The sequence below is a fragment of the Patescibacteria group bacterium genome (assembly GCA_041665345.1).
Classification (GTDB): Bacteria; Patescibacteriota; Patescibacteriia; order PEXW01; family PEXW01; genus JBAYJA01.
Genome location: JBAYJA010000001.1, coordinates 518,717 through 534,955, shown reverse-complemented (window position 1 = coordinate 534,955; position 16,239 = coordinate 518,717). Strand labels below are relative to the sequence as shown.

Genomic DNA, 16,239 nt, shown 5'->3' with positions numbered 1-16,239 from the left:
CATGCATCGCCTACCCTCCACTCGCAATTCGACGCAACTCAGCTTCGACCAATGGTCCGTCATACTCTCCGGCATGGGCTGATGTGCCAGCGTAACTGGGTCGCTTGGCATCCAAGTGTAGGTTGACGATCACTTCTTCGCCGCGCAAATCCGCATACACATGGTACCGCGGAAAGGGTTGGCCGCTCACCCGCCGCGCGTAACTTCCGTTGGGTTCAGCATGGTAGCCCAAACGTGAGAAGAAGACGCGGGGGTTGCCAACTGTGCTCAGCGGAATGGAAATTTTCATACAGGAAATTGCATAATCCGGGCATCCACAGGTGTTGCAGCTCGGTGATTGACCAGTACTGGGTTAAGATCCACACTCTGCACCTTAGGGTGTTTGGCAATGAACGAACTGAGCTTCGCAACCAAGTGCATAACTTCCCGGGTGGCAAATTCCTGGCCGCGCGCACCCCGGAGCACTTTCCAGACTGGTGAAGATTCCACAAAAATTTTTACATCAGCCAAAGTCATGGGCGCGCACGCGTAAGCCACGCTGTGCATGGCTTCCACAAAGATGCCCCCAAACCCCAGGACAATAATCGGCCCAAACTGCGGATCACGAACCGCACCGAGAATAAGCTCAACTCCGCCCTGACGCTGGTCTTGCAAAACAATATGTGCGTTAGGGTTCTTTAATTCTTTTCTGAAACGACGGGCAAACGTCGTATATGCCGCTTGCACCATGGCTGGGGTGTGGAGATCAACCGTTACTGCCCCTGCTTCGGTTTTATGCAAAACACTGGAGGCTTCTAGCTTCATGACAACCGGATATGCAAGTCGCTTGGCAACTTTCACCGCCTGTTGCGCTGACTGAATTGCGTAGGTTGGGAGCACGGAAATCTTTGCTGATCGAAGAAGTTTTGCGGCTTGGGCGCCAACCAGACTCGTGAGCTTTCCCGCAGATTGCGGTTGTAGCTTTGTCACTGGCCGAATGGGAAGTTTTACTTTGCTCATTCTGGCCAATGCCCCTGCGGCAAAAATGCCTGTCTCTGGGTAAGCGAAACCGGAGAGGTTTGCCTTCCGAACAGTATCCAATGCTCGCTGCACCTGTGCACCACCAATGAACACTGGGATAATTGGCTTGGGTGTTCGCTTTTGTATTTCGACAATCGCTTTGGCCACGAGGCGGCTCTGCGTCACCATTTGGTGCGTGATGCAAGCGACCACGATGTCTACCCCGGGATCTGCGACTACAACTCGTAAGGCGTCTGCGTAACGCTTGGGCGGCGCGTCACCAATAACATCAACCGGGTTGTGCACACTGGCAGCAGGAGGAAGCACTTTGCGCAGCGCTTGGATCGTCTTTGGCTTGAACGACGCGAATTGCAGCGCGGTTCCAGCCATAGCATCAGTCGCCAAAATACCCGCACCGCCAGCATTAGTCAAAATCGCCAACCGATTTCCTTTTGCCCGCTTGAGTTGCTCAAACGCCGCCGCAAGGGCAAACCATTCATCGGTAGTACGCACCACGGTACAACCCGCCTGACGCAGCAAGGCATCGGTCACTTCCCCACTCCCCGCCAATGCACCGGTGTGCGAGAATGCAGCTTTTGCGCCGGCGGCGGTCTTGCCCGCGCGCAAGATGATGACTGGCTTCTGCTTGGACACCTGCTGTGCCGTTTCCAAAAAAGCTCGGCCACTGCGGATGTCTTCCAAGTACATGAGGATAACCCCGGTTCCTTTATCTTTCCCAAACACTTCAAGCAACGCTTCCTCCCCCAAGACTGCCTTGTTTCCCAAACTCACCACTGCCCGGAAGCCAACGTGATGCTTCTTTGCCCACTCCATGTTGGCCACGGCAATTGCGCCGGATTGGGACAGGATGGTCACGTTTCCTACGTCTGGCATACCTTGGCTAAATGACGCATTGAGCTTTAGGTGTGGCAAAACCATGCCCAAACAATTTGGACCCAGCAGAGCCAGTTTTCCTTTTTTCGCAATCGCCATAATCTGACGTTCAAGCTTTGTGCCAACCATTCCGGTTTCCGCGAACCCGGCGCTAATGACAATTACTGCTTTGGCTCTGGCACGCACAGCATCCCGCAGCACCGCAGGCACGGTAACAGCTGGTGTAGCAATGATTACCAGGTCTGGACGTACTGGGAGGCTGCCAATGGATGCATACGCCCGCTTTCCTTCAATCCGTTTGGCCGTGGGATTAACCGGGTACACTTTTCCTCGGTAGCCAAAACCTAAGCAATTGCGGAATAGCACATTCCCAATTTTCTTTCGATCATGCGATGCGCCAACCACGGCGATTGATCTTGGATGCAAGAGTGCAGAAAAGTTCATGGTTACAGTATAGCGCGGTTGACAGAAATCATACATTCCATAAAACTACTAACACTGAAACACAAAATCAAGGAGGAAAAGTGAAAAATGCTATTGCCCAGTACTTCGCAAAAGCTCTGGGCTTACAACTGCGAACACGGAGAGCACTTGCAGTGGCTATTGGTTTACCAGACAAAAAGAAATACCGAACCCCATTCTACACTCGGGATCAACTTGCTTTCCTGGGTGACGGTGTTATCCATTTCTTTGTCTGTGAACAACTGATACGTCATGAGGGTCTCGATCCTGCGTTGGCCAGTAAGATGGCGTCAATGGGTTGGAGTAACAAACGCCTTGCTTCGATACTCCAAAAAAGTGCGGTAGATATTTATTTACAAGATCTTTTGCACAACCAAGACCTGCCGAACGCACATTCTTTAGGAACGACCTATGAGGCACTGGTTGGAGCCCTCTACATTGAGCGGGGTATACGTGAAGCAAAACGGTTTTTACAAGAAACGCTTCATCCAGAGATGCAGTGGAAGGCCAACGATAGAGCAATAACCTGTCCAATAACCGAACTAGCCAAGTACGTTCGACAGGTGTACAGGACATTCGTGGAATACCGCGTTTTCTTTAGAAATGGAAAATTTGTTGCCCAAGCACTTATTTTTCAACGGAGTTACGACTCCGCAACGGGAAAAACTTCAAAAGAAGCAAAAGTTCGTGTTGCGACAAATTTACTTGACAAAATCACTTCCAAAAAAATAGCGATTTCTGCACGGATGTGAGCTTGCGGCTTCAAAAAAACCCAGAAGATTTTTGGGTTTTTTCTTTACGAACTCAATAATGCGTGCGCTTCATTTTCTACGTTTCATTCTTCCCGTCCACCAGCTTCACCACCTTCTTGCACATCGCGGCCACGTCTAGGTTGTGGGTGACCATGAGGAAGGTCTGGTTGTGCTCCTTATTCAACTGCTGGAGCATGGCAATAATTTCGGCTGAGGTCTTGGAATCCAGCTCGCCAGTTGGCTCATCCGCCAGAATAATGGTGGGTTTGTTCATGAGTGCCCGAGCAATGGCAACTCGCTGCTGCTGGCCACCTGAGAGTTCATTGGGTTTGTGATTGCCGCGCTGGTGTAGACCAACCTGCTCCAAGAGTTCTAAAGCTCGCGTTTTTCGTGCTTTGGCATTGAGACCGCCATAGCGCCCAGCTTGCATCACGTTTTCTAACGCGGTGAGCGTGGGAATGAGGTTAAAGCCTTGGAAGATGAAACCTAGTTTTTTGGCGCGAACCAGGTGCGCTTCCTTCTCCTTCATTTTCATCACATCAATGCCGTCGAGTATGAACGTCCCGTTGTCTGGTTTATCCAGCAAGCCCAGGATGTGCAAGAGCGTGGATTTGCCGCCGCCAGAAGGACCAATGATTGCAGTGAAATCCCCTTCCTGGACGTCCAGGCTCACCCCCCGCAGCGCGTGCACGACGTTCGTTTTGGACATGCGGTACTGCTTGTGCAGGTTTTCGGTATGAATCAAAGTTCGGTTCATAAAGGTAAATTACAGTTCACGAATTGCATCAACCGCATTCATCTTGGATGCACGGACGGCCGGCAAGAGACCTGCGACCAAACCCAAGACCAGGGAGAAAACCACCACCCCAACCATGAAGCCAGGAGTAACCAGGAAGATCTCAGCTCCACTCTTCGCCGTTTGCCCGTTGATGAAGAAAATTGCCAGCAGGCCAAAGCCCATGCCAATGAGCCCACCCAAAATCCCAATGGCACCAGCTTCCAAAGTGTAGTCCCACGCAATGGAACGGTTGGAGGCACCAATGGCTTTCTTAATCCCAATTTCCCGCTTCCGCTCAGAAATGGACATGACCATGGTGTTGATAATGGAGAAGCCACCCACAATCAACGCAATGACCGCGCTCCCAAGAATAATTGCGTTGAAAATCGCTGAGGCTTTATCAATGGTCTCCCCAAGTTTGATGGGCGAGAGGACAATGACTTCATCTTTGAATTGATCCTTGATCCGATTCGCCACCACATCTGGGTCTTGACCATCCTGCCAGGAAACAGCACCCATTTGCGTCACGTCTTCTAGCTTGAACGCGCGTGCATCCAAAACCTGCTTCCGGGTTGCTTCAGGCAACTTTGCCAAATCTGCATCAGAGATTTTCGCTGCTTCGTCTGAGCGTTCTTTCAAAGACTTAAGGAAAGGGTTGGATTCCACAAGCAGCTCACGTGCAGACTTGAGGGACATGAATACGTACTGGTCAGGCCCCGTGAGGGTTTGATCAATAATCCCAATCACTTCAAACTTCCGACCACGAATTTCCGTTTCATCACCAACCTTCAATCCTTTATCAATAGCAATGGTGTAGCCGACAGTGACCTGGTTATCCTTGTCCCCTTTCGCCAGCATTCGCCCAGCTTTCATATCCATGGTCTTCCAGTTCCGATTTTCATAGGTAGAGTTGAGATCCATACCTTCAATGGTCGGCGGCGGACCAAAACTAAACTCCCCGGTTGGATTATCTGGGTCTGGTTCCTTCAAAGCTAATTCCACGCCAGCCGCAACTGCCTGCACACCTTCCACCTTGCTGATTTGCTGCAGGGTATCAACCGGCAAAAACGCGGCACCGCCCATGGAGGTGAATGACGTCCCTTTGGGCATGAGCGTAATCTGCCCGGTAATGAAGCTCTTCCCCCCGGCAATCATTTTGTTGAAACGGAGTGCCATGGAACCCATAACCGTAAACGCAAAAATGCCCACGGTGATACCAACGATGGTCAGCACAGTTCGCATTTTCCGCCGAAACATGTTTCGAAAAATTTCCATCATATGTGAGAAAAAAGTAATTACCTATAGTGAGAGGCTGTAGAATAGTATTAAACTCCTACGTAAAAAGTCAAGACTGTTGTCTTTCGCACCAGGTTGAGCTTATGCTTTCTTCACCACAACCACAGAACAATTGGTCAGCACCGCCGCTAAAGCGCCAATGGCAGCCAAGTAGGGGGCAAGCAAGAAGCCAACCGCACCCAGGGTGACAGGAATTTCCAGGACTGACTCCCCTTTCTCGTTCTTAATGATGATCCGCCGAATGTTCCCTTCGTGGATAAGTTCCTTCACTTTTTCCACCAGCTTTTCGCTGGTGATTTTAAATTCTTCTTGGGTTTCGGGCATACAATAATCTGGTTATTTGCGATACTTTTATTCTATCATAAAGTAGTAATTGGCCTGCTTTGCACTATACATAGTTTTCCTTTTGCAAAAGCCCACTCAATATCTTGGGGCTTTTTGTAATGCTGCTCAATGGTCAGACAAAGTTTTGCTAGACGTAACACGACTGCATCAGAAAGTTTTTGCAAACCAATTTTTTGACGTGGTACTTTTGTCTCCTTTGTACCGGTTCCTGAACGGACAATCTGCATGTGCTGCTCGCTAATGCGACGTTCGATGATGTTCCCACTTTTTTTATGCACCACGAACATATCCGGAGTAATTTTTCCACCCACAATTGCTTCACCCAATCCATAGCCTGCTTCAATGACCACATGATTTCGATTTTTGGTTACCGGATGTACGGTAAAAGCTACACCAGATACTTCGGATTGAATCATCGTTTGCACTACCACCGCTACAGATACTTTTCTCTTCTGGAATTTCTTTTCAAATCGATAAAAAATTGCTCGAGGGGTAAACAGCGAAGACCAGCAGTTCCGAACTGCTGCCATAACATTCTGCGGAGTCACGTTAAGGTAACTTTCCAGTTCCCCTGCCCAAGAAGCATCAACCCCATCTTCAGCCGTTGCGGAAGAGCGTACTGCTAAAAAATGTGCTCCTAATTTTGAAACTTGCTGCTGAATGGCTTTCTGTATTTCACTGGGAATTTTGGTTCGACGTATGACCTGTCGGATTTCTTTAGAAGCGACAACGACAGACTTGGTTTGTCGGGAATCTACCTTTCGCAACGTTGATCCAATGATAGTTGCAATACTCCCTTCAAGAATAAACTTGTCAAATGCCGTGGCAAGAATAACAAAGCCTGGGGGAACAGGTATCCGCGCTTGTGTCATTTTTCCTAATGATGCGCCTTTACCCCCAGCCATGAAAGAATCTGATTTCCTAATTTTCGCAAATTCTTTTGTATACATTGTATTCATGTATTACTTGTTTTTCAACACCTGCACAACACCATGTTTAGCATCCACTCGCACCTGCATGCCATCTTTCAACACCCTTGTAGCAATTTGCGTTCCCACAATACAAGGAATTTGTAATTCACGAGAAATAATTGCGGCATGGCAAGTCACCCCACCTTCGTCAGTGATGATGGCGATTGACTTTTTAAGTAGGGGGACAAATTCAGGCCGTGTCATACTGGTAACTAATATATTCCCTTTCCGGAAGCGGTGAAAATCTTTTTCACTCAGAATTCGTTGCACTTTCCCTTCCACGACGCCTATGAATGCAGTTGTCCCTTGCAGTTGAGTAGACCGAGCCTTCGACCCAACGGCTCGTAGTAATTGCTTCAATTCTTGGTTATAGGCGCCGGATCGGATATGGACAGCATTTGGAAAAAAGTAGGCGTTCACACCTCTTCGTTCCCGGCTACGTAAAACTTTTAGATAGGAAGGTTGACGAACCACCCCTTCCTCAAGCTCAGCATAAAAAACATACGGGGATAGTTGCGCTGGGATTTTATTTCGTTGCAGCACCTCCCGAGTTGCAGTGTTTAAAAGCACCAACAGTTTATTAAACGGGATTTTTCGGAGATCCCGTAAAGCAATACTCGCTTGGACAAAAGCGAAAACTTTACGCTCCTGCGGTAGTAACTTCTTCCAAAAATGACGTATAACCTGCTCTGATTTTTTTGTCATTTTTTGCATTTGCCGTAGTGTTTGGCGCATTGCCTGTACACCACCTTTTTGACGAATGAAACTATGTGCTCGGGTTTGTGCTTGTATCTCGGTTGGGCTGGAAAAGTAATCACTGAAGAGAAATTGCGCATCATGATTCGAATATTTTTTAAGGAGTAACTTGTGAGCATGCTGAGAAAATGATGCGAAGGTTGGTACCACAACTTTTTGCAAGAAAGAATTTTCTATACTCGCTCTTCCACCACTTTCGCGAAAGTAAGTTTGTATTTGCGGAATATCCAATGACTCGGTATACACGGTCATCGCCAAAAGACGGGCAATCTTGTCTAAAATTTCGGAAATGCACTTCTGTAAAGCTTGTTCATCTAATTGACGAATACGCTGTTCATTGAACTTGCTATATAAACCATCAACCACCCTCCACAACTTCTGAAAATCCTGTACATTTGGGCTTTTTTTCGTATTTCGTTGATGATATGCACTGAACGTACGACGAGTGGTTTCTTGATACTTTTGTAATGAGAAAAAAGAAATACCATGCTTCTTTTGGCTAAAAAAAGCAAGGGATCCAAAATCCATTTTTCCGTAGTATCGTCGGGTATAGGCTGGGGAACACCCTTTTAACAAACAGGCAAAATTGAGAAGCGAGAGGTTCCCTTCCTGCTTTGTGAGAAGCTGATTTTGACCTGCATGTAGAAAACGATCAGCAAAACGTTCATGCATATGCTTGCTTATTCACCAATGCCGCTAACCACTTCACATGGTAGGAAAAATCCTTTTCGGTTCTGCTGTTATCTTCGTACAGTTTTGATAAACCTAAGCGCGTTCCAAAGAGAATTTTCCCACCACAGAAAAGGAGGACCCGGAATACTTGGTTGCCAACCATACCATTGACCGGACAAATTATATTTGCGCCCGCTTCAATTGCTGGGTTCAAATCTATTGCCCAGTGCTTTGCTTGGAACCCCTGCGCCTGCAGTTCCTTCACAATCCACTCAGCATCTTCATACGTTTGATTGAGTATTCCAACCACCCCTTCACGAATATGCTTTTTCCGAGGGTAAGTTTCATGTCGCTCCCCAGAAAAAACAGCGAGGTTCGGAGTTACATCCCAAGATTGAAGAAAACCAGCAATTTGTGATGACGACAGCAGCCGATCTTCTTTTTGCCAATTCTCCGGGTTGCTTGCAGAGGTGAGGAAAAAATGAAAACCATTCGGTGACGCCAAAAGTGCAGGTGCAAAAGTGTACTTTTCCCCTGTCAACTCGGTGTATTTTTCGTACGTTTTAAAGTCATCAACTGTCCCGCGGATAATAGCATCAAACTCTCCTTTTGCTAGGAGTGTTGCTAAGCGGACTTCTGGTTCGGGGTCAACAATCACTGGGAAATCTTTCAAACCTTGAATGGACGCAGGTCCAACCAAAGTTATTTGGGCATACTGTTCAACTTGCTTTAAGCTGTTCAGAATTGCATCATCTGGTGAAGCCAAACCCATGCCAAGCCGAATTTTCCCCTTGCTGGCAAATGCGGTGATCTTCTGGTCAAACTCTTGGAAAAAAGTTTCGGACATAGTAAGTGTTGAATTACTTCCGCTTCAAGAGCTCATTTACTTCAAGTGATGCACGTTCAATAATTCTCTGCATCAAAGTGATTTTTTGCGGATTGTAAGTGAATTTTTCCCAACTACTTCCCTGCCTGTCAACATAAGCACTCTCATTCATTTCAATTTGTATTGCGTTTGCCCCTTGCTCACGCGCACCCCAAAATGAAATATTATGCACTCCTTTTAAGAACTCATTTTGACTAACCAATGGGCCTTTCATGCTTGTTTGAAGTAACGCCTGATCTTGCTCGGAGAGTTCTTGGAATCCACGTTCAAGTCCTACCCGAAAACGCTGCATGATGTCTGGGTCGCAACCTTCACCATCACGGTCTCCCAAAATGAACATGGGGAGGAGTTCAGGTTGGTCTATACCATAATGCTGGTAGTACTTTCGTAAATCTTCAACAACTGGAAATGAATGACCATCGAGAATCAATACACGCTCAGAGGGTGAAGCACGTCGATCAAGCATTGTCCCTACCGTTCCCATCATTCGATTATAGTAGGGTAGGTAAAACTTTTTCGCATACTCTTGAATTTCATCAGCGGACGGCTCACGTTCATACATTGGACCCATATTTGCCCCGGTTTTCCAAAGTATTTTTCCAGGCGCCTTTCCGGGTTCAAAAGCTTCCTCTGGACGAAAATCTGGTGCTCGATTTGGATCAACAATGTACCGTGAAATTTTTGTTTCAACCGAAGGAATTCTTTCACTTCGAAAAATATCTGGCGTATTCAGATCAATCATGACTGATGTCTCTCGCCCCTCTTCGGTCATTCGGTCGTGCAGCTCTTTGGGGACAAGCTCGCCGCCATGGGGTACCCCGTACAGTACATTGGGCGCATTCTGCGCTTGCAACGGTTCCAAATGCTCAACCACAGATTGTTCACCTGTAATCTCTACAACGCGTTGATCTTCTCTTGATGGTAATCCGCGTTCCTGAAATGCATTAACAACCGAAACGGGCTCACGTTCCCGTGCTTCTTGACCCTCTTGGATGTATGGAAAGTGTTCAGATGATTCTGGCATATCGTGTATAAATTATATCCTTCGGTACAGAAACTATACCGCCATAAATACAGTTCGTCTATGCAATTTTTTCACTCTACCACGACCCCGCTGTTCCCCAACACGCCCCAATTCCACAGGAACGACGCCTTGGTAAACCGGTGCTCACCAGAGAGCGGATCTTGGGTGATGATGACCTGAGGGTTATCAATGGAGCCTATGTAGCCCATGACCACGAAGACGTGCTCCCCCATCACGGCCACCACGTTCCCGCCGCTTGGGGTTTTCCAGTCAATCCGCTTCCCAGACCCAGCTGTACCCCAGACAATCACTGGATGCCCGGCTTCCACTTCAGTAAGCAGTTGCCGCAGGGACCAACCCGTAAACCACCGTGCTGGCCGGTACGCACTAATAGCTTTTGCAATAGGTTGCCAGTACACACCGTACCCAGTGCTGGGTTGCCGGCCATTAATGTCTCCCACAAAAGCTACATGCGGGTTTCCCCAAACATTCCCCTGTTTCTTCGTTCGGTCAAAACCCACCGCGTCAATAATGGCTTTCTCGGTAATAGACACCTTGTAGTAGCGCAGGGCCATAACCGCAGTAGCAGCTTCACAACTCAGACTCCGTTCCTGACGGTGGAAGGGCACGGCAATGCGGGTGACGGCTAATTCGGTGGAAAAGGTGTACGTTGCATCCTGCGTTGACGGCAAACCCGCTGGGCTGGTTATTCCAGAACCCAAGGTGACGCTGTACGCTGTACCCAACGTCAATGCAGTCTTGGGTGTAAATGATAAGACATTCCCTGCCCAGCTCATAGTCCCCTCCACCTTTGGCGTAATGCGGAAATGCGCTTCGGCACTGGCATGGTCCACTACTTGATTGAAGGTGTAGCGCAGCTTGGATCCGACGCGGACGCCACCGCTCCCATGTGCTGGACTCACCCCTGTCACTGCAACTGGTTCAATAGTGCGGAACTGTGATACGACTTCGGCTGGAATAAATCCTCCTGTGGTGGTTTTCAAACCTTTGGGCACACTGACGGTGTACGTTGTTGCTTGTACAAGATCACTTGGGGCAAACTGCACGGTCTGTGCATCAACTTGCGACCAGTTCCCTGTTACCTTTGGCGCAATTGCTACATTTTTTTCAACATCCGCAACTGCAACTGGCTCAGAAAAGGTTAACCGTACGGGCGAGGCGAGCGCTACTCCAGCTCCTTGTGGTTGCACGGCGGAAAGGCCAGGTGGCTGACGCACGGTATACGTCGACCGATGGATTTCCTCAGGCTCGCCTTGGCTGGCCACAACGTCAGAATCAAAAATGAACTGCTGCGGCGTTCGCGACACCACCAAGGTTACCGGTTGCCCCTGCGTCAACAGTTGCTGCGGTTGAACGTGTAAGGTACGTTGATCTGCTTGCGCGGTGACGGTCAATGCGCCCGCAGGCTCGGTTTGCACCTCAAAAGTTGCCGCTCGATCAATTGCTCTGTCCAGCACCACATCCCACTGCTGATCAGCCGGAATTTCCTGCGTCGATCCTGGCTGCACCACAGCGACTGCTGGGAGTGCTTGTGTAGTAAAGGTGAAAGTGAAAGTTTTTGGTCCACCAAAAGGCCAGAGCATCCGCCGGACATTTTTCACTTCAACCGTGTACGTGGTGTTTGGTAGCCAGGTATGCTCTGGAGTTATCACCGCATCCGTGGCTAAATGCCGTTGCTGGAGAAAATTGTGGTAGGAAATCTGCGGCTGCACTGCAGGTGAAACCGTTACGTCCAGCTTTCGCTCCACAGGCCAGGCAAACTCCAGTTCCAGTGGGCTATCAATGCGGTACAGGCCATTCTCGCGCAGACCGGTCAGCGATGGTACTGGTGGCCGACTTGCCATGAAGAGCACGACCAAAATGGCAATGGACGCCAGTCCGGCAATGCCAAACGTCCAGTGGTGCGCTGGATGGATCCCTTCAAGTTTGCGGGTGAGGAAGTGAATCATGGCGAGGAGGTTACTAACTGAGCAAATTTCTCCCGGTCATTTCTTCTGGCACAGGCAACCCAAGGGTTTCGAGTATCGTCACTGCAACATCCGAGAGTATACCAACCGGTTGGACGCTTGTCAGTACCTGCGTCCCGCCCGGGAGCAAATAGGGCGAGGTGTCTTTCCAAGCCTGACTCAGCGCAATGAATGGCACTGGGCTGGTACTATGCTCCTTATCAATCGAGCCAGTTTGCAAATTCAACAATTCTTCAGCGTTACCGTGGTCTGCAGTAATGAACGCGACGCCATTCACCGCAAGTACTGCTTCGCTCACACGCTGCAAACATTCGTCCAGAATTTCCATGGCTTCAATGGTTGCTTGCATGTTCCCGGTGTGGGCGACCATATCCGCATTGGCAAAATTGACGACGTAGAAGTCATACGCGGCTTTGGCTAATTCCTTTTCCAACCGCTCGGTAATTTCCCGCGCAGCCATGGCTGGCTTTTGGTCATAGGATGACACGTGTGGACTGGGAATGAGAACATGCTCTTCTCTTGGATACGCCTGCTCTTGCCCCCCATTGAAGAAGTAGGTAACGTGCGCGTACTTCTCGGTTTCCGCAATGTGCAGCTGGGACAACCCCGCATCGGCAATGACACGTGCTACAGGAAAGGCAACTTGCTCCGGTGGAAAAGCTACCGTGACTGGCAAATCTTTATCATACTCCGTCATGGTCACGTACGTGAGATTCTGCATGTACGGCCCTCGGTCAAACTTTTCAAAACCCGGCAACGTAAAAGCTTTGGTTATTTGTCGCATCCGGTCTGGCCGAAAATTGAAGGTGATGACACTATCCCCGTCCTGAATGGTCGCGACAGGCTTTCCACTGGCATCCGTGATCACGGACGGTACGCACTCTTCATCCAGCACTCCCTTCGCGTAACTTTGCTGAATGATGACTAAGGGATCCGTCCCTTGCACGTCAGCTTTGCCACGAACCAGCGCGTCGTACGCCTTGCTAATGCGCTCCCAACGATTGTCCCGGTCCATGGCCCAGAACCGGCCCGCAAGCGTCGCAATTGCCCCCACGCCAGTCTCTTGGATATGCTGCTGCAATTTCGCAATGAAGTTTTCCGCACTCTTGGGTGGGGTGTCCCGTCCATCCAAAAATGCATGGACGAAAACCTTGGCCACCCCTTCACGTTTGGCAAATTCAAGCAGGGCATACAAATGCTCATTGAAACTATGCACCCCACCAGAACTCACCAAACCCATCAGGTGCAGTTGCGAATCTCGCTGCTTTACATTTGCTACTGCCTGCTGAAATGCCGCGGTGGTGAAAAACGATCCATCGGCAATCGCTTTGTTAATCCGTGGTAAATTTTGGTAGACAATTTTGCCTGAACCAAGGTTGATGTGCCCTACCTCAGAGTTCCCCATCTCCCCCCAGGGCAAACCTACTGACTCCCCTGAGGCTTGCAAGGCCATGGTGGGAAAATGCGTGCACAACGATTCGTACGCAGGGAGCTTTGCCATGCTAAAGGGATTGCTGCGCGAGACCGGAGCTAGTCCCCAGCCATCAAGGATGATGAGCACGACGGGTCGATTTTTTGGAGTAAAGGTTTCAGGCATACCGTTAGGAGCAGAGCAAGCTCTTGCCTGTCATGGCCGCGGGTTGCGGGGTGTTCATGAGGTGGAGAATGGTTGGCGCAATATCTGCCAACCGACCGGTTTTCTGCAAACGCACTTTCTTCAGGTGTGACCCAACAACAATGAAAGGAACTGGATTTGCGGAGTGCTCGGTATCCACTTCACCGCTGCGGACATTCTTCAGTTCTTCAATGTTGCCGTGGTCTGCGGTAATCACTAACGTGCCTTTCACCTTCTTCACCAATGCTGATAATTTCCCAAGGGCTGCGTCAACCGCTTCCACAGCTTTCACTGATGCGTGGAAGTGCCCAGTGTGCGCCACCATATCTGGGGCGGCAAAATTAACGGCGATGAAGTCGTGTGCATGTTGGGAAACATCCCGTTCCACACGTCGTACGAGTTCTGCCGTTGCCATTGCCGGTCGAGTATCGTACGTCATGACTTTTGGTGATGGAACAAACACCCGATCTTCACCTGCAACGGCATGGTCATACCCACCGTTGAAGAAGTAGGTCATGTGCGCATACTTCTCACTCTCGGATATGTACAACTGGCGGTAGGCCTTCAGTGCAATGGGTAATGTATCGTTGATATCCCGGCTAGGGAAAGCCGAAAGTACGCCGGGCAAGTCTGGTCCGAAGTCGGTCATGGCAACGAATACCAGGTTCTTGATGACTTTCTTTCGCCGAAAGCCAGAAAAATTTGGCTGGACAAAAGCCTTCGTCAATTGCCGGGCGCGGTCACTGCGGAGGTTGAAGAAAATGATGGAATCATTGTTCCCAATAGTCATGGGCTTCTGCTTGTCCTTCACAATCACCGTAGGTTGAATAAATTCATCACTCTCATTCCGGTTGTAGGCTTCCAAAATGGCTTCATCTGCACTTGCTGCCCGTAAACCTGTGCCCAGGGTGAGCATGTCGTACGCGCGTTCAATGCGCCGCCAATGTAAAGCTCGATCCATGGCAATGTACCGTCCGCACACCGTGGCAATGTTCGTGTGGTGCAATGTTCGCTCCAGCTTACGCAGCAGCTTGATTGCGGAAAAACGCGGGCTATCCCGGCCATCTGTGAACAAGTGCACCGCAACGTGCGGGAGTTTGGAAAGGTGCGCGTAGGTGAGCAGCGCCAGTAAGTGATCAGGATTTGCGTGCGCGCTCTGCGCATTGCCCAGCATGCCCATGAGGTGCAAAGTTGACTTGTGCTTCTGCACGTGCCGAACCGCTCGCTGGAAAGCGGTGTTACGGAAAAAGGAACCGTCGCTAATAGAACGGGAAATGTACACTGCATCTTGGAGCACCAGGCGACCAGCACCAATGTTCAAGTGCCCGGCTTCGGAATTGCCGTCCTGCCCACGCGCCAGGCCAACATCCTTCCCACTCGCTTGCAATTTCGTCCAGGGTGACGTCCGAAGGAGTCGGTTGTAATTGGGCGTCTTGGCAACGGATATTGGATTCCAGGCGCCAGGTTTCCCAATCCCCCAGCCATCCATGATGACCAGGACCAACGGCAGCTGAGTTTTGACCACTTGGCAGCGCTCAGGCATGGAGGTCGTGCCAGATTTCCAAGAGCCGGTTGTACTTTGCCAAACGCTCGCCCCGGGACAGCGAACCAGCCTTCAGGTAGTCTGCGCCCATAGCCACACTCAGGTCAGCAATTGTTGTATCAGTTGTTTCACCAGAACGATGGGAAATGATTACCTTGTACCCAGCTTTTTGGGCCAGGCGAATTGCGTCAACGGTTTCCGTCAGCGTGCCAATTTGGTTCACCTTAATGAGAATGGCATTGGCCACTTTCTCTGTAATGCCACGTTGCAGCCGTTTCACATTAGTGACGAATAAGTCATCACCCACAACCATCATTCCAGCCTTGCCCAGCGCGGCAGTATGCGCGGGCCAGTGCTCCCAATCATCTTCACCCAAACCATCTTCAACAGAGACTAGGTGATGCTTTGCGTTCCACTCTTGATACAGCGCGGTCAGTTGGTCCGCACTCAAATTCTGCCCTTCCAGTGCCAGGCGGTACGTCCCGTCAGGTTGCTGAAATTCGCTGGCAGCTGCGTCCATACCCAGGAATACGTCAGTACCTAATGCTTGTCCGGCTTGGGTGATGGCGTCTTCCAGTAACTGAAATGGCTCACTGTTGCTTGTCACGCGCGGCGCGTAGCCGCCTTCATCGCCAACGAGCGTTGGCAAATTTTTCCCCTTCAGCACTTTTGCCAAACTGTGGAACACTTCCGCGGCTTTGCGCAGCTGCTCAGGAAAATCACCTGGCGCAGGAATGAGCATGAACTCTTGGAATGAGAGACCGGAATCGGCATGCACCCCACCGTTGATCACGTTGCACATGGGTGTAGGAAAACGAAACCCAGTGGTTGGATACCCGTACTGCGCGGCCAGGAAAGCGTACAAGGGTTGCTTGGCAGCTATTGCAGCCGCACGTGCCACGGCAAGCGAAACGCCCAGACACGCGTTGGCACCCAGGTTCGATTTATTTTCTGTCCCATCAGCTTCTCTTATTTTCTGGTCAATTGCCGCAAGATCTGCAACCGACATCCCAACAATGGTCTTTGCAAGTGGACCTGCAACATTGGCAATAGCTTTCTGAACACCTTTGCTGCCGTAGCGTTTTGCATCACCATCACGCAGCTCCAGTGCTTCGTGCGAACCAGTGGAGGCTCCGGACGGCACGGCTGCTGTGCCAACTGTCCCATCATCCAGGGTTACCGAAACTTGTACGGTGGGATTGCCACGAGAATCAAGAATTTCTAAAGCGTGGATTGCGGTAATTGTTGGCATAGAAAA

The 16,239-nt window shown here is 49.9% G+C and carries 14 protein-coding genes; 1 reads left to right on the top strand and 13 read right to left on the bottom strand.

Features of this window, described 5'->3' with window-relative positions; translation table 11 throughout:
- Positions 1 to 10: 10 nt before the first annotated feature.
- Both WCV85_02795 and WCV85_02790 read right to left on the bottom strand, forming a co-directional pair.
- Positions 11 to 289: a hypothetical protein gene (locus WCV85_02795; GenBank protein MFA6473777.1), complete on the bottom strand. Its 279-nt coding sequence runs from the start codon at positions 287 to 289 to the stop codon at positions 11 to 13.
- Positions 286 to 2,337: an acetate--CoA ligase family protein gene (locus WCV85_02790; GenBank protein ID MFA6473776.1), complete on the bottom strand. Its 2,052-nt coding sequence runs from the start codon at positions 2,335 to 2,337 to the stop codon at positions 286 to 288. The genes WCV85_02795 and WCV85_02790 overlap by 4 nt, the downstream gene beginning before the upstream one ends.
- An 80-nt stretch (positions 2,338 to 2,417) precedes the next feature.
- On the opposite strand from WCV85_02790, the gene WCV85_02785 reads away from it, so the two are divergent.
- Complete coding sequence (locus WCV85_02785) at positions 2,418 to 3,107, top strand: ribonuclease III domain-containing protein (GenBank protein MFA6473775.1); 690 nt, start codon at positions 2,418 to 2,420, stop codon at positions 3,105 to 3,107.
- A gap of 76 nt (positions 3,108 to 3,183) precedes the next feature.
- Here WCV85_02785 and WCV85_02780 read toward each other — a convergent pair whose 3' ends face one another.
- From WCV85_02780 to eno, 11 genes are all read right to left on the bottom strand, one after another.
- On the bottom strand, positions 3,184 to 3,852 hold the full coding sequence (locus tag WCV85_02780; protein ID MFA6473774.1) for an ABC transporter ATP-binding protein: 669 nt from the start codon (positions 3,850 to 3,852) through the stop codon (positions 3,184 to 3,186).
- Between the two features lie 21 nt (positions 3,853 to 3,873).
- Positions 3,874 to 5,163, bottom strand: a complete 1,290-nt coding sequence (locus tag WCV85_02775) for an ABC transporter permease (protein MFA6473773.1) — start codon at positions 5,161 to 5,163, stop codon at positions 3,874 to 3,876.
- A 99-nt stretch (positions 5,164 to 5,262) separates the two neighbouring features.
- On the bottom strand, positions 5,263 to 5,505 hold the full coding sequence (locus tag WCV85_02770; GenBank protein MFA6473772.1) for a DUF4342 domain-containing protein: 243 nt from the start codon (positions 5,503 to 5,505) through the stop codon (positions 5,263 to 5,265).
- 35 nt (positions 5,506 to 5,540) lie between these two features.
- Positions 5,541 to 6,476 carry a PEP/pyruvate-binding domain-containing protein gene (locus tag WCV85_02765; protein ID MFA6473771.1) on the bottom strand — a complete coding sequence of 312 codons (936 nt, stop codon included), beginning with the start codon at positions 6,474 to 6,476 and terminating at the stop codon, positions 5,541 to 5,543.
- A 12-nt stretch (positions 6,477 to 6,488) separates the two neighbouring features.
- Entirely contained in the window at positions 6,489 to 7,925 is a 1,437-nt protein-coding gene (locus WCV85_02760) for a PEP-utilizing enzyme (protein ID MFA6473770.1), read from the bottom strand.
- Complete coding sequence (locus WCV85_02755; protein ID MFA6473769.1) at positions 7,918 to 8,772, bottom strand: hypothetical protein; 855 nt, start codon at positions 8,770 to 8,772, stop codon at positions 7,918 to 7,920. Before WCV85_02755 ends, WCV85_02760 begins: the two co-directional genes overlap by 8 nt.
- Positions 8,773 to 8,785: 13 nt before the next feature.
- Positions 8,786 to 9,835, bottom strand: coding sequence for an N-formylglutamate amidohydrolase (locus WCV85_02750; GenBank protein ID MFA6473768.1), 1,050 nt, complete (start codon positions 9,833 to 9,835; stop codon positions 8,786 to 8,788).
- Positions 9,836 to 9,906: 71 nt separating this feature from the next.
- Positions 9,907 to 11,805 (bottom strand): Ig-like domain-containing protein, encoded by a 1,899-nt coding sequence (locus WCV85_02745; GenBank protein MFA6473767.1) that lies wholly within the window; start codon positions 11,803 to 11,805, stop codon positions 9,907 to 9,909.
- Between the two features lie 13 nt (positions 11,806 to 11,818).
- Complete coding sequence (gene gpmI / locus WCV85_02740) at positions 11,819 to 13,420, bottom strand: 2,3-bisphosphoglycerate-independent phosphoglycerate mutase (protein ID MFA6473766.1); 1,602 nt, start codon at positions 13,418 to 13,420, stop codon at positions 11,819 to 11,821.
- 4 nt (positions 13,421 to 13,424) lie between these two features.
- Entirely contained in the window at positions 13,425 to 14,981 is a 1,557-nt protein-coding gene (gene gpmI, locus WCV85_02735; GenBank protein MFA6473765.1) for a 2,3-bisphosphoglycerate-independent phosphoglycerate mutase, read from the bottom strand.
- Positions 14,974 to 16,233 (bottom strand): phosphopyruvate hydratase, encoded by a 1,260-nt coding sequence (eno, locus tag WCV85_02730; protein ID MFA6473764.1) that lies wholly within the window; start codon positions 16,231 to 16,233, stop codon positions 14,974 to 14,976. Before eno ends, gpmI (WCV85_02735) begins: the two co-directional genes overlap by 8 nt.
- Between the last annotated feature and the right edge of the window lie 6 nt (positions 16,234 to 16,239).

Excerpts from the sequence above, each read along its gene's own strand:
- WCV85_02795 (MFA6473777.1), bottom strand. The coding sequence starts at position 289 with ATGAAAATTTCCATTCCGCTGAGCACAGTTGGCAACCCCCGCGTCTTC.
- WCV85_02790 (MFA6473776.1), bottom strand. The coding sequence starts at position 2,337 with ATGAACTTTTCTGCACTCTTGCATCCAAGATCAATCGCCGTGGTTGGC.
- WCV85_02775 (MFA6473773.1), bottom strand. The coding sequence starts at position 5,163 with ATGATGGAAATTTTTCGAAACATGTTTCGGCGGAAAATGCGAACTGTG.
- WCV85_02770 (MFA6473772.1), bottom strand. The coding sequence starts at position 5,505 with ATGCCCGAAACCCAAGAAGAATTTAAAATCACCAGCGAAAAGCTGGTG.
- WCV85_02765 (MFA6473771.1), bottom strand. The coding sequence starts at position 6,476 with ATGTATACAAAAGAATTTGCGAAAATTAGGAAATCAGATTCTTTCATG.
- WCV85_02760 (MFA6473770.1), bottom strand. The coding sequence starts at position 7,925 with ATGCATGAACGTTTTGCTGATCGTTTTCTACATGCAGGTCAAAATCAG.
- WCV85_02755 (MFA6473769.1), bottom strand. The coding sequence starts at position 8,772 with ATGTCCGAAACTTTTTTCCAAGAGTTTGACCAGAAGATCACCGCATTT.
- WCV85_02750 (MFA6473768.1), bottom strand. The coding sequence starts at position 9,835 with ATGCCAGAATCATCTGAACACTTTCCATACATCCAAGAGGGTCAAGAA.
- WCV85_02745 (MFA6473767.1), bottom strand. The coding sequence starts at position 11,805 with ATGATTCACTTCCTCACCCGCAAACTTGAAGGGATCCATCCAGCGCAC.
- gpmI (MFA6473766.1), bottom strand. The coding sequence starts at position 13,420 with ATGCCTGAAACCTTTACTCCAAAAAATCGACCCGTCGTGCTCATCATC.
- gpmI (MFA6473765.1), bottom strand. The coding sequence starts at position 14,981 with ATGCCTGAGCGCTGCCAAGTGGTCAAAACTCAGCTGCCGTTGGTCCTG.
- eno (MFA6473764.1), bottom strand. The coding sequence starts at position 16,233 with ATGCCAACAATTACCGCAATCCACGCTTTAGAAATTCTTGATTCTCGT.